We start from the raw sequence: 13943 nt of genomic DNA on the forward strand, positions 1-13943 counted from the left end.
CATGAAGATTGTCAAGCCCTTAAATAACAATGTTGTTTTAGCTGTCAATAACAGCAATGAAGAGGTTGTCCTTATGGGAAAAGGCGTCGCTTATCAAAAGAAGGTCGGCGATTCCATCGATGCCGAGGACGCAGAAAAGGTCTTCACGCTCACAAATGAATTAGTAACCAAACAACTTCAAGAGCTGCTCACTAGTTTGCCACCTGAATATGTCATGCTGGCAGATCGTGTGATTTCTCATGCAAAAAAAGTTTTAAACAAGGAGTTAAGTGAAAGTCTTTATATCTCGTTGGCGGATCACATCTTTTCCTCTGTTCAGCGCTTCATCGGAGGAAATGTCACCAAGAATGTCATGCTTTGGGACATCCAACGCTTCTACGCTAGCGAGTACCAGATCGGGCTGTTGACCTTGGAATGGATCAACGAAAGCTTCAAGGTTCAGCTTCCCGAGGACGAAGCCGGACTCATCGCCCTGCACATCGTCGACGCAGAATTAAATACAGAGGAATCCATCGCCAACGAAGTCACCCAACTGATCCAAGAAATATCCAATTTCGTCCGCTATCATTTTAAAATGGATTTTTCACCGGATTCGGTTTCCTATTTTCGTTTTGTGACGCATTTAAAATTCTTTGCAAAGCGCTTCTTTACGATGGATAAGCAGCCAGCAGAAACAGATCCTGATCTGTTTTCACTGGTGACCGCGAAGTATCCGGACGCCTTCGAATGTGTGAAGAAAATCGAGGAGTTCCTGCACAGAAAATATCAGTTTACGATCACTGAAGATGATCAGCTATACTTAACGATTCACATTGAAAAATTGATCAAAGAAGCTCGCGGATAGCGAGCCCATACATACACAAGTAAAACGCAGTACGTGGATGGTGACATTTAGTTGGCCAAACCTTCATTTTAAGAAATGGAGGAAAGAAAAATGACAGAAAAATATCAAGCACTAGCAGAAACAATCATCGAAAAGGTTGGCGGGAAGGAAAATATTAACAGCCTCGCCCATTGTATTACCCGATTACGTTTTAAACTAAAGGATGAAGCTCTCGCAGACACCGATTTTCTCAAAAACATGGAGGGAATCGTGACCGTCATGCAAAGCGGCGGACAATATCAGGTCGTTATCGGAAACCATGTAACAGATGTCTACGATACTATTTTAGGACTAGGCGTCAGTAAGGTTTCCGAAAATTCGGCTCCTGCGAAAAAGCAAAACCCTTTTGACGCGTTTATCGATATCGTATCCAGTATTTTTACTCCCGTTTTAGGTTTGCTTTGCGCTACAGGGATGATCAAGGGCTTCGCGTCGATGTTCCTTTCCATCGGCTGGCTTTCAGATCAATCAGGAACCTTTATTATTCTCAATGCTCTAGGCGATTCACTCTTTTACTTTTTCCCGATCTTCTTAGGCTATACCGCCGCGGAAAAATTTAAGCTGAATCACTTCGTCGGAATGGCGATCGGAGCAAGCCTGCTGCATCCAACCATCGGCTCGATCAACGCCTTAGAGCCTTTATTCACTATTTTTGGCGGCAGCTTCATGGAATCGCCCATTCACGCTACCTTCTTAGGGGTTCCTGTTATTTTGATGGATTATGCCTCTAGTGTTGTCCCGATTCTGATCGCGACCTATGTAGGATCAAAAATTGAAAAGGGCTTCTCAAAAATCATTCCTGATGTGATCAAGATGTTTGCTTTGCCGTTATTGACCTTATTATGTATCGTGCCTTTAACCTTCATCGTCATCGGTCCGATCGCTACTTGGGTCAGTCAATTAATCGGTTCAGGATTTTTGGCAATTTATGATCTAAGTCCCGTAGTCTCTGGTGTGATTCTGGGCGGCTTCTGGCAGATCATGGTTATTTTCGGTCTTCATTGGGGGATCATTCCGATCGCTCTCAACAATTTGGCCATTTACGGACAGGATACGTTACTAAGTTTGATCGTGCCTGCCTCCTTCGCTCAAATCGGCGTTGTTTTGGCATTAATGCTGAGAACAAAGGATAAGAAAACAAAAACGCTGGCCTTCCCTGCCTTCATTTCAGGTGTTTTCGGGATCACAGAACCAGCGATTTACGGGATTACCTTGCCTAAAAAATGGCCGTTCATTTATAGCTGTATCGGTGCTGCAGTCGGCGGTGCAATTACAGGCGGCACGCGGACACTTAATTTCGTTTCTGGCGGATTAGGAATTTTTGAGTTACCGAGCTACGTAGATCCGAAAAACGGAATCAATCATTCCTTCTATATGTGTCTATTGGCAATGATTGTCGCGTTCATCGTCGGCTTCGCGCTTGAGTTTTTCCTATTTAAGGAAGAAGTGAAGCCCGTTGAAGCAGCACCTGCTCATCCGATAAATCATACAAAGCTGTCAAGTCCGATCGAAGGCCAAGTTATCCCGCTTTCACAAATCAATGATGAGGCCTTTGCTTCTGAATTATTGGGAGTCGGTGTCGCGATCGAGTCGACAGATGGCAGAGTCGTCGCACCGGCAGACGGAACCATCACCTCCTTTTTCCCAACCGGTCACGCTTTGGGCTTTACTACCGATGAGGGAATCGAGCTGCTGATCCACATTGGACTGGATACCGTTCAATTAGAAGGAAAACACTTTACAACGTTTGCCAAACAAGGCGAAAAAGTGAAGGCTGGACAGCTGCTGCTGGAATACGATGTAGAGGCCATAAAAAAAGCCGGCTACGATTTGACCAGCCCGGTAGTTATTACCAATCCTAAAGACTTTTTAGATATCATCGTCAATGATGAGGACACTATCGCCCTTTCAGAAGAGCTCTTTACGATCGTACTTTCATAGACAGAAAAGCAGAGGAAAAGAATTCCTCTGCTTTTTAGCTGTAATAATGAATAAAAAAATCCTTAAAGGTCTTCAGCTCTGGAGAAAAATCCGCCTCGGCGATCATGGAATAGCCTACGATTTTTCGAGCCACATCTGTGACCTCAACGATGGCAATGTCCATCTCCTCCACAATCACTTCATCATATTCAGAGATCGCTGTGATCCCTCGCCCCTGCTTCAATAAGCGAAAAACAAACAGCGGGTCCGCAGTCGCGTATTCCAACTTGGGGATGTAATTATTCGCTGCCGCATAGCTGTTGATGAAGGCGATAAAGCTCTTTTGAAACAAGGAATAGATGAACGTTTCATCCCTAGTCTCCAGAAAGGACAGCTTCTTCTTATTTGATAATGGATTCGATTTTGGAATACACAGCAATAAGGGCAATTCAAACTGAAAAAGCGGCTCGATATTTTTCAAATCAACCTTTGTGGTAGTAATCGCCAGATCCACCTGCCCCAGCTCCAGCAGCTCAATCGCCTCCTGCGTCGTGACAAAGCAAAAATCAATCACTATATCTGGATGCTCCCGCTCAAACACATCCTTGAAATTATGTAAGACGACATCTTCCGCGACTGCTAACGAGAGATGATGCTCCTGCCGCTTAGACGCGATCGCTTCGACCTGATCCATCAGCTCGACGATTTCCTTCACCGGCACTAAAATTTTTCGTCCGTTCTCATTCAGCTGGAGCGATTTGCCCTTCCGATCAAAAAGTGTCGTATCCAGCTCCTCCTCCATTCGTTTTAAAGCCATGCTCAACGATGGCTGTCCAATATACAAGGCCTTCGCTGCCTTTGAAATATTCTCTGTCCGCGCAATCTCAACAAAATACCTCAGCTTCTGAATATCCATTCTCCGAATCCCCCCTCAATTCTTATTATAGCGGGAACTAATAGGAGATAGGATTCAATTTTTTTATACAGTCACTGATTGCGGGATCAGTCTTCTCGTTTGAAAAGGAAGGGATAGCAAAAGTCCATAAATCATTTTTAGCTAAAAGAATAATTTATGGACCCTCGCTATGTTTTCTTTTAGCAGCTGTTCTGCTTTAATAGACTCCTAAGCAATAAGAAGCACACGAAAAAAGCAGGAGAGTTCCCTGAATTGGCAACTCTCCTGCTTTTGGGTTTAGTATGCTTTGTATTTCCGTACTACATTTTTCTGGCAAAGAATGAAACGACTAATACTAAGACAATCGCTCCAATCAGCGATGGTACGATTGCCATACCGCCAATGACTGGTCCCCAAGTTCCTAATAGGGCTTGTCCGATCGCTGAACCTATCAGTCCGGCGATAATATTTGCGATGATTCCCATTGAAGAGCCTTTGTTAGTGATCGCTCCAGCGATGGCACCGATGACTCCCCCTACGATTAATGACCAAATAAATCCCATGATTCATTTCCTCCTTTAGTATTGATTAATCCACTCGCGGTTCATTGTTTTCTTTAAGCTTATCCGCGCCGTTATTTACTGCTGTTTTAGCCTTATCCGTTTGCTTTGAAGCAAAGTCGCCTGTTTTCTTGGCAGCATCTGTTACTTTGTCTTGAACAGTTTCGCTGTCTTTTGCAAATTCTTCTTTTGTTTTAATATCCTTGACCTTCACATTGACCTCGATCACATCCAGGTGCGTCATGTCTTGAACTTCTTTAGCGATAATTTTTTTGATTTGTTCGAAGATGTCATTGATATCTTTGCCGTATTCAACAACAACCTCCATATCCACTGCGACCTGTTCTTTGCCGACTTCGGTTTCGATGCCTGCCGTAACATTGTCCGTATTGACTAATTTTTCAGCGGCGTTAGAAAAGAAGCCGCCATCAACTGTCAATAGGCCATCGACATTTTCTAGCGCGATCCCAATAATTTTTTGAATGACTTTATCGTCATAAGTAACTTCACCCTTCATTGATGCACCACTTTCTTTAGCTTGATCAAATCCGTTATGCGTTGGTTTTGCTCCGTCATTACTGTGTGTACGGGCGTTTTGTTCTGCATTAGGCGGTGTTACTGGCTCCGCATGTGTGACTGGTGTGTGTGTTTGATTCGTATTTTTATTGTTTTCCATAATGAAAACCTCCTATGATTTAAAATAATGATCCATTAATTTGGTTTCTTTTAAATAAAAACCCACTCTGACCCCGATCGCTACCATAAGGATGATCAGCAGTGTTTTGAAAAAACCGACTGATAGCCATAAAACAGCTAAGATCAGGCCAAGCACTCCGAAAAGAATCGGAAGCTTGTAGGTCGATAAAAATTCATTCATGTCACAAACCTCCTATTTTACACGAGTGTCATCTGAATATTGCTTGTGCTCCGTCTCTTGATAACCGGTATATTTCACAGCAACCTTCACTGGTTCCTCGGTTCCAAGCATTTGTTTTACCTTTTGTTCGATCTCACTCATCAACGTTCCTGTTTTTCCAATCAATGAGGAGGTCCGTTTTAATTTTCCTTTGATATTTACCTTGATTTTATTGCGTGTCGCCCGAACGGCTACTCTAGGTGAATCGACAAACTCCTCGTCACGCAGGTAAGAACGCACCATGCCCTCGATCGCTGATTTGTCCAGCGTCAGCTGACCATCTCCGCGTTTTAGGGTAAAGGTACTGATCGTTTTCGGATAGAAAAGCAGCACCAAAATCACGATCAAAAGAATGGCCACAAAAACTACCGCTGCCCAAAAGATATATTGCTGCATGATGTTGTTCGTCACCGAGAAGAACCGGAAACGTTCCAGCATAAATGGTAATGGATAGACCGAGCTTAGCAGTATTGAAAACAGCAGCACTGTTATAAGAACGATGGAGACGATGATTCCAATTGCTTTTATTCCTCTATTCATTTTTTGCACCTCCAAATGGCGTAAGCGTCGCTTATGGATTGATCGCTTCTCCGCCGGTAACACCATAGATCTGAGCGGTCACATAGCTAGCCTTATTAGAAGCTAAGAAGACATACACATCTGCTAATTCAGCAGGCTGTCCCGCTCTTTCAAGCAAGCTGTCTTGACCAAACTCTGGAATCGCGTCTGTCGGCTGTCCGCCGTCCAGTTGCAGCGGTGTCCAGATTGGACCAGGAGCTACACCGTTTACTCGGATGCCTTTAGGCGCCAGCTGTTTCGCTAAACCGATCGTAAAATTGGCGATCGCTGCTTTGGTTGAGGCATAGTCAAGCAGATGGTCACTTGGATTCGTCGCTTGAACAGACGTCGTAGTTACGATTGCGCCTCCTGCCGGAATATGCGGCACCGCTTCTTTTACGATGGCGAACATCGCGATAATGTTCACTGCGAAGGTATCTTTGACTTGTTCCATCGGTAAATCAACAATGGATTGAGATGAAATCTGTTGGCCAGCATTCAATACCAGCGTGTCTAAACCGCCTAGCTCGGCAACGGCCTTTTCAACCATTTCCTTCGGAGCGGCTTCGTCTCTTAAATCATATGGCAGCAATACCGCTTTGCGGCCAGCTTCCTTGATATAGTTCGCCACTTCCTCCGCGTCGGCCTCTTCACCAGGGAAAAAGTGCAACGCGATATCCGCACCTTCTCTTGCATAAGCGATCGCTGCGGCACGCCCGATCCCAGAATCTCCGCCAGTGATTAATACACGGCGATTTTCTAGCTGGCTCGATCCTACATACGTTTCCTCTCCGCAATCAGGTACAGGCTGCATGTTTTGCTGCAACGCCGGAGTGTCCTGATCTTGTTTTTGAAATTCCTCCGTGTGATAAAGTCTACGTGGATCAATTAATTTTGGTTCACTCATAGTTATCCTCCTTGAAATATTTATTTTGTATAATCCTTTTTAAACAGATAATAGCCAACCACCACTGCGGCAACGACCGCACCTGCGACGACGAGTAAAAACCCTAAAGTCGAGCTCTTCCCCGGCAAGCCGCCAGTGTTCATACCCCAGAGCCCAGCGATCACCGCTGGAATCGAAATGACCAGCGCGGTTGAATCAAGATATTTCATCAGATGATTCAAATTATTGTCCATCATGCCATTAAAAAGGTCTCCGATACTTTCCAATAAATCGCGGTAGATCGCGATCATTTTTTCTGTTTGCTTTTGCCGTAATTGGACATCGTACAACAAGCGTTCATCAGCCAATCGCTGGATAAAATTATCTGAAGCCCATAAATTGTCCAGTGTTTCTCTCTGATCTCTTAACGTGTGGTCGATATACACGACGTCACGCTCTAAATCCGCTTGCTTATAGAGCTCCTCATTTTCTGTCGTCTTGCGTGCTTCCTTATCCAACGCATCAATCGTTTTTTTCATTTCCTTCAACTCTTTTACATAATGCGTGTATATATCTAAAATCGCGTAGGCGATGATTTTTTCGAAAGAGTTAAGCTGTTTCGGATATTTCTTAATCAGATGTTCAACAAAATTGCTTTCCCTATCCAGACTGGTGATCAATAATTCATCCGAGAGAATAAAGGAAATAGGCGTCAGCCGTTTTTCGATCCGCTCCTGTTTACTAGAAAGATCAATCACGATCAACGAAAGCGGGTTTCTTAACGTAGTCCCTGAAAGCCGCTCGACTCTTGATACCTCTTCAGGATAAGCATTTCCCATAAAAAGATCCTTTGGCAGCCGATACTCTGTAATGACTTTTTCGATTTCTTCAGTATTGCTGCTATCAACGATCAGCCAATTGAAATGCGCCTCATCCGTCATTAGTGCTTTTTCCTTATCAACAAAATAATGGTCCACCATTACTAATATCGCCTCCTGCTAATCAGAAATATGCAGCCAGCAAAGGTAAATCAGCTCCTTATTTTTTTGAGAAAATCAGCTCCTTTTTTAAATTGTCTCTAATCTCTACACTATTCAGCATAGGACGACTCGTTATTTTAGGCAAAAAATATGCTTATAAATTCTTTTAAAACTAACTAATAATAAGCAATTAAGCAAAATATTAAGCGCTTACAATAGAGTTAATTATGTTTTGTGATGTTTTTTTAATTGAAAACCTACTTATATATCTTTCTCTCATTTAACGAATCTATAGAAGGATTTCACAAACTAAATCTTTCCCTTTTTTACCTGCTTCTATTCTCACTGAATTTTAATTTAACGTTTTTACACTCGCTATAAATAGAAAAAAGCTTGATCAATCGATGCAGCTTCCTCATCGGTCGATCAAGCTTTTCTAAGTTATTCTGTTACTGTTTGATATTACGTCTTCTCACTAAAACAAGGGCAGCATAGCTAGGAGAAATCCCAAACACACCATTTAAGATCAAATCACTATTCTTATAGATGGATCAATTTTTCACTTGTGGTTCAGCTAGTTTAACTAAGCACATTAAAAACATTTTTGTATCCCTAAAAAATAAAGAGCCTCCCATTCTCTTTTGGAAGACTCCTGTGTTCTTGTCATATCTTATTCTTATTTATGCGCAAGCTGCAGCTCTTGAGAGTCTAAACGAACTTGATCATAAACAGATTCATCCATTCTATACCCTTGTCCCCAACAGGTTTTAATAATTGGGCCATCAATATTTTGCATAGCTAACTTATTTTTCAAATTCTTAACTAGTACGGACAATTGAGACATTGTTGAATTACATTTTTTTCTATTCCACATACGTAAGCATAGTTCTTCTCGAGAGACGATTTTCTCTTTCTGTTGATAGAGAATGATAAACAGCTTTAATTCCCCACCGCTTAAAGATAAACTGGATAGTGGCCGTCTCTCTATCGATTTTTGTAGTAATACAACGTTCCCCTCTTTTATTGTTTTCTTACAACTTAGCTTTTCTCTTAATACCTCAACTCTTGGATCTCTTTCGATCCAATCGTCAATTCCTTGATCTATCCACTTTTGCATTTGATGATCGTCTAGCTGTTCATCTGACTTTCTAAGTATTTTTATTGAAAATCGGCTCATTTTTTTTACTATCTGAATTGCTTCTGAATTATCAATTGTTTCACTTAACACAATGAATTGAAACATTTCAAAAAACCTGATGTTCAATCGATCCATAAGACACTCATCAATAATTACAGAGGAAATAAATGTCTCATGTCCCAATTGAAGTATTTTTCTTTCAAAGGATTCCTCATTCAATGTATTTTTTGTTAACACTAATATCTGACTCATTAAAACTCCCACCTTCTAGTTTTCACTATTATGTAAATACCGTCCGAGATCATCGAACGGTATTTCGATGCTGATACAAATCAAATTTGGTTCTGGATAGAAAGATAGAGACAGATAGTCAATACAAACCAGCCAATAGAACAAACGACTAATAATCCATTAGGAATGAGGGTTTTCAACTTTTGCAAACCGTGTCTTTCGCAATACACCATTTCCTTCATCAATGTAATTATTGCGACCGTTAATAGACCTACCCCCATCACTCCTGTAAACCAGATGTAGTTATACATAGAAATTCTCCTTTATCCATTTTCTACGGAGCATCACTCAATGTCCAAGTTAATGTTGACTCGTACGTTTCACCAGCTATTCCACTATTCGCTGGCAATGTCAGCTGCACATCATTTAACGGTATCCTTGCTTGCCAAGTTCCATCACCAATACCTGCAGGACTATTCATCACTAAGACGTCAGTATTATTTGATGTCAGATGAACCGTGCTTTGAATGGTCGGTAAGCTTCCAGCTGGGCTCGGATCAATCGTTTCTGTAGAAGTATTTGGATTATTCACCTGTTCTAATTTTGGTTTGAAATCCATAGAAACCCCTGTACTCAAGGTTCGTGAAGGATGTGCCGCTTGTTTGAAGCTATCTAATTTGGCTGTTAGTCTCCACCCAGGCGCACCTGCTCGATCATCAAATAATCGAACGAACAGCCCATCGCTGATTGTGTGAGATGCGTACGAACTTAGTTTTAATAATGAAACTTGAGAATAATTATTGACCGTTACATCTTCAAAAGAAAACTTACTCGGCACATTCTCTAATCCAAAATCTGTTCCAGGTGGAACTGGCTTTGAATCCTCATCCTTGATACGAACCTGACCTTTCACAATATCCTGTGCCAGTTTTACTGATTGAGCACTGATAACTGTCTCTTTAATAGCGTTTGGAGCTCCAGTTGGTTGTGTTTTAAACTGAATAGTTATCTCTCCACTAGGATCGATAAGCGGAATTGAAGTTCCTGTCCAAAACGAATCTGCTTGAGGAACACCATCTACAATCGTACTGTTTGCGACGTAATCAGGAACTGAATCCAGTCGCATATCAGTATCATCCAAACTAATCGGATCTGAGGAAGTATTTTTCACCTTCGCTGTCCATGTTACTTGATCGCCACTAGCTACAACAGAAACATCTGGTGTTAAAGTAAGACTTCTGTTAGGTGTCGCTTTTTTATAGATGTATTTGAAAACAGTATCCTTCGTCATTGACTCACTAGGTTTTCCAACACGCAGAGTATCTGTTCCAGGTATTTCTGAATCTTTTAACCAGCCTTGATATACCCAATAATCATCATTAGAATCCTTAATAATATTCTGTGGTGCTCCATTGAAAGTAGAATTTAAACCTGCTAGCTGGCTAACGTCATGGGAACCACCATCCAAACTGTTGCCATTTTCGTCAAAATACTGCTCATCAGCCTTGACATAGGATTTATAGACTACCTTTATTGGAAACGCCTCATTCTTTTTAACTGGTACAGCAATGGGGTGTACCGTATTTAAAGTGGCGGGTTTCACCCACCCTGTATACCAGCCCTCATATTTATAAGTAATTCCCCCCGAGACATATTCCATTGGGACATCGTGAGGCACTAATCCCCATCTTCCAGTCTGACCAAACTTATAAGTTGCAGTTGGAGAATCAATCCCCCAAATGTAGCCATCAATGAAACCTTCAGATACAGGAGTTGGAATATCGTTTCCTTCTTCATCCACAAAGTATTCAGACATCAAGTTGTAAAGAACTGGATATTTAGGGATGGCCTCTGTATAATCTTCGCGAATCTGAAGTCCTTCTCCGCCATAACTAGGTACATACTCCATCCTAGTCTCATTTTTACCTACTGTCCCACTATATAACCCTGGTGTAGACGAAGACAGAGAGAAACTTCCAGCATTTGAAAGTGTGTAAGTAACACTCCCAGTCAAAATATCTGGATCTTTTGAAGGATGGATCACTCCACTTTGCCTTAACTTTCTGTATACTGTTTCCGGAATGATAGGTGAAATTATAGTAGTAGGTCCATGTTCCAGCCCTCTAATTTCACCAGACAAATCCAGGGTAATATACGTTTGCGAATAATATCTTGGAAACTGATACGGATAATCATACCAGCCTTCATAAAGCTGAGTCGCATTATTATATTCCAGCTGAAACTCGTGCCTCGGCATTCCATAAGCTGGAGAAGATGTTTCCTTTGCCACCATCCAAATATCCAAACCTTCTATTGGAGTCCCTGTTGCATACTCAACACGGAGTTGGATAAACCGTTTAAATGGGCGCATGTGTTGAGGTCCAAATGGTTCTCCAGCTGCAAGAGGTTGAATCTTTATTCCCTCTTCCTCCATGGCAGATTTTTTTTCTTTCTCTCCCTCTCCAGTTTCTTTTGAATCAGAAGATGTTGTATCAGGTTCCTCTGAATTTTCACTTGTACTTTTTGTTTCTTCGAAGCTTTCTATTACACTTTCCTTCGTTGTTGTGGTTTTCCCATCAGCGTAAACATCTGAATTTAAGGGAATTAAAACTACCGAAAGCAATAGAATTAATGAAAACAGAGAAGAAACTTTCGCTATTTTACTCATCCCTTCCCTCCCGCTTTTATCAATTTTTCCTATTTATGGGGCATCGGTCAATGTCCAAGTTAATGTTGACTTGTACGTTTCACCAGCTATTCCACTATTCGCTGGCAATGTCAGCTGCACATCATTTAGCGGTATCCTTGCTTGCCAAGTTCCATCACCCACACCTACAGGACTATTCATCACTAAGACATCGGTGTTATTTGATGTCAGATGAACCGTGCTTTGAATGGTCGGTAAGCTTCCAGCTGGGCTCGGATCAATCGTTTCTGTAGAAGTATTTGGATTATTCACCTGTTCTAATTTTGGTTTGAAATCCATAGAAACCCCTGTACTCAAAGTTCGTGAAGGATGTGCCGCTTGTTTGAAGCTATCTAATTTGGCTGTTAGTTTCCACCCAGGTACACCCGCCCGATCGTCAAACAATCGAACAAACAATCCGTCACTGATTGTGTGAGATGCGTACGAACTTAGCTTTAATAGTGAAACTTGAGAGTAATTATTGACCGTTACATCTTCAAAGGTAAACTTACTCGGTACATTCTCTAATCCAATATCTGCCGTAGGTGGAACTGGTTTTGAATCCTCATCCTTGATACGAACCTGACCTTTCACAATATCCTGAGCCAATTTTACTGATTGAGCACTGATAACTGTCTCTTTGACCGAATTCGGTGCTCCACTTGGTTGTGTTTTAAATTGAATAGTTATCTCTCCACTAGGACCGATAAGCGGAATTGAAGTTCCTGTCCAAAACGAATCTGCTTGAGGAACACCATCTACAATCGTGCTGTTTGCGACATAATCAGGAACTGAATCCAAGCGCATATCAGTATCATCCAAACTAATCGGATCTGAGGAAGTATTTTTCACCTTTGCTGTCCATGTTACTTGGTCGCCACTAGCTACAACAGAAACATCTGGTGCTAAAGTAAGACTCCTGTTAGGTGTAGCCTTTTTATAGATGTATTTATAAATGACATCTTTTGTCACGGTTTCATTTGGTCTCCCAAGACGAGGCATATCATACAATGGATGCTCATTATCTTTTAACCAACCTTGATACACATAATAATCACCATTGGAAATTTTTTTTACATTTTGCGGCGTCCCAGCAAATAGACTATTTTCAGGAACTGGCTGGACGGAATCGAAAGCCCCACTATCTAGACTTCCCCCGCCACCTTCGTGAAGATATTTCTCAGTCACTTTATAATGCGCTTTATATACAACGCTTATCGGAAATCCAGATCCAGCATTAACAGGCACTGTAATCGGATGAGTAGTATTTAAAGTAGCAGGCTTTTTCAAGCCCTTATACCATCCTTCATACTTATAAGTTTTCCAGCCTGATACATATTCCATTGGAACATCAGCAGGTGGCATTCCACCAGCCCCTGTTATCCCAAACTGATAAGTTGTTGGTCCAGGTACATCCCATTGACGACCATTACTGAATCCTGATGGCGCCGGAATTGAATTCCCATGATCATCCACGAAGTGTTCACTCATGTTCATTTTTAATGTATGAGAGTAAGGCGTTGAAGTTTGCCTATTTCGTACATAAGCTATTGAACTGATTGGCGTAGGCGAGCTCCAAACTACCGCACTAAAACTTTCTGAGTCATCAAGTCTTTTCCCCCAATTTCCTGATCCCCAATTAGCAAATTGAACATTGGCAGTTCCAGTAATACTAAGCATATTATCTGGATCCATAGAGGATGTTCCCGCTCTTCTTTCATAAAGGGTATACGTGTTTGGGTAATCCTCAGTAATTGCTGTAACACTTGGAATATTTTCAATCTTTACTTGTAGAGCAACACCTTGAGACTGCGTGGTCGTTGGAGGAATTGGATGTGGATAATCCATCCATCCTTCATAAAACTGCGTCGCACTATTATATACTAGATTTACTTGATAGCCAGTAGGCAGAGTATTCCCTGCAAGATAATCAACCATTTCTCCATTGAGGTCCAATCCTTCAATAGGTGTTCCATCAGGAGTATGAAAGTTAAAGCGAACTGAACGTTGATGCATAAGAAGATGCTGAGGTTTGAATGGATCACCAAGCGCTCTTGTTCCTAGTTGCTGTTTCTTTGTCCCGCCTTTTTCTGCTGGTTCTACCTGTTCAACTTCCTCAACTTGAGTTTCCACTGTAGATTTCTCTTGCTTTTCTCCAGTAGTAGAGGATTGTGTTGTCTTTACTTGTTTTTCTTCTGTCAATTTTTCTGCAAAGTAGAATCCTTCAGAGGTTAAGAGCAGAGAAAATAGAATCGAATAAAACAAAATATTTTTCAATGTTTTAACCATG

General features: G+C 41.6%; 13 protein-coding genes. 2 read left to right on the top strand and 11 right to left on the bottom strand.

Features of this window, described 5'->3' with window-relative positions:
* The first annotated feature begins 1 nt into the window (after position 1).
* Complete coding sequence (gene licT / locus IGI67_RS18985; protein ID WP_207108426.1) at positions 2-844, top strand: BglG family transcription antiterminator LicT; 843 nt, start codon at positions 2-4, stop codon at positions 842-844.
* A 90-nt stretch (positions 845-934) separates the two neighbouring features.
* A complete protein-coding gene (locus IGI67_RS18990; protein WP_429958864.1) occupies positions 935-2824 on the top strand; it encodes a beta-glucoside-specific PTS transporter subunit IIABC in 1890 nt (629 codons plus the stop codon).
* 34 nt (positions 2825-2858) lie between these two features.
* Here IGI67_RS18990 and IGI67_RS18995 read toward each other — a convergent pair whose 3' ends face one another.
* The 11 genes from IGI67_RS18995 to IGI67_RS19045 all read right to left on the bottom strand — a co-directional run bounded on the left by IGI67_RS18995 (position 2859) and on the right by IGI67_RS19045 (position 13942).
* Positions 2859-3719, bottom strand: a complete 861-nt coding sequence (locus IGI67_RS18995) for a LysR family transcriptional regulator (RefSeq protein ID WP_429958865.1) — start codon at positions 3717-3719, stop codon at positions 2859-2861.
* A 299-nt stretch (positions 3720-4018) separates the two neighbouring features.
* A complete protein-coding gene (locus IGI67_RS19000; RefSeq protein WP_207108429.1) occupies positions 4019-4261 on the bottom strand; it encodes a GlsB/YeaQ/YmgE family stress response membrane protein in 243 nt (80 codons plus the stop codon).
* A 25-nt stretch (positions 4262-4286) separates the two neighbouring features.
* Positions 4287-4775, bottom strand: a complete 489-nt coding sequence (locus tag IGI67_RS19005) for an Asp23/Gls24 family envelope stress response protein (protein WP_242550319.1) — start codon at positions 4773-4775, stop codon at positions 4287-4289.
* Between the two features lie 171 nt (positions 4776-4946).
* Positions 4947-5135: a DUF2273 domain-containing protein gene (locus IGI67_RS19010; RefSeq protein ID WP_429958866.1), complete on the bottom strand. Its 189-nt coding sequence runs from the start codon at positions 5133-5135 to the stop codon at positions 4947-4949.
* A gap of 12 nt (positions 5136-5147) precedes the next feature.
* Positions 5148-5714 (bottom strand): alkaline shock response membrane anchor protein AmaP, encoded by a 567-nt coding sequence (gene amaP, locus IGI67_RS19015; protein ID WP_429958867.1) that lies wholly within the window; start codon positions 5712-5714, stop codon positions 5148-5150.
* Positions 5715-5745: 31 nt separating this feature from the next.
* A complete protein-coding gene (locus IGI67_RS19020) occupies positions 5746-6639 on the bottom strand; it encodes an SDR family oxidoreductase (protein ID WP_429958868.1) in 894 nt (297 codons plus the stop codon).
* Positions 6640-6659: 20 nt separating this feature from the next.
* Complete coding sequence (locus tag IGI67_RS19025) at positions 6660-7598, bottom strand: magnesium transporter CorA family protein (protein WP_429958869.1); 939 nt, start codon at positions 7596-7598, stop codon at positions 6660-6662.
* Between the two features lie 676 nt (positions 7599-8274).
* A complete protein-coding gene (locus IGI67_RS19030) occupies positions 8275-8988 on the bottom strand; it encodes a helix-turn-helix domain-containing protein (RefSeq protein WP_429958870.1) in 714 nt (237 codons plus the stop codon).
* A gap of 80 nt (positions 8989-9068) precedes the next feature.
* On the bottom strand, positions 9069-9278 hold the full coding sequence (locus IGI67_RS19035; RefSeq protein ID WP_429958871.1) for a hypothetical protein: 210 nt from the start codon (positions 9276-9278) through the stop codon (positions 9069-9071).
* A gap of 23 nt (positions 9279-9301) precedes the next feature.
* Positions 9302-11635 (bottom strand): WxL domain-containing protein, encoded by a 2334-nt coding sequence (locus IGI67_RS19040; RefSeq protein WP_429958872.1) that lies wholly within the window; start codon positions 11633-11635, stop codon positions 9302-9304.
* 33 nt (positions 11636-11668) lie between these two features.
* Positions 11669-13942 carry a WxL domain-containing protein gene (locus IGI67_RS19045; protein ID WP_429958873.1) on the bottom strand — a complete coding sequence of 758 codons (2274 nt, stop codon included), beginning with the start codon at positions 13940-13942 and terminating at the stop codon, positions 11669-11671.
* Position 13943 lies beyond the last annotated feature (1 nt).

It is taken from the genome of Enterococcus sp. AZ196 (genome assembly GCF_050498845.1).
GTDB classification, from domain to species: domain Bacteria; phylum Bacillota; class Bacilli; order Lactobacillales; family Enterococcaceae; genus Enterococcus_A; species Enterococcus_A murrayae.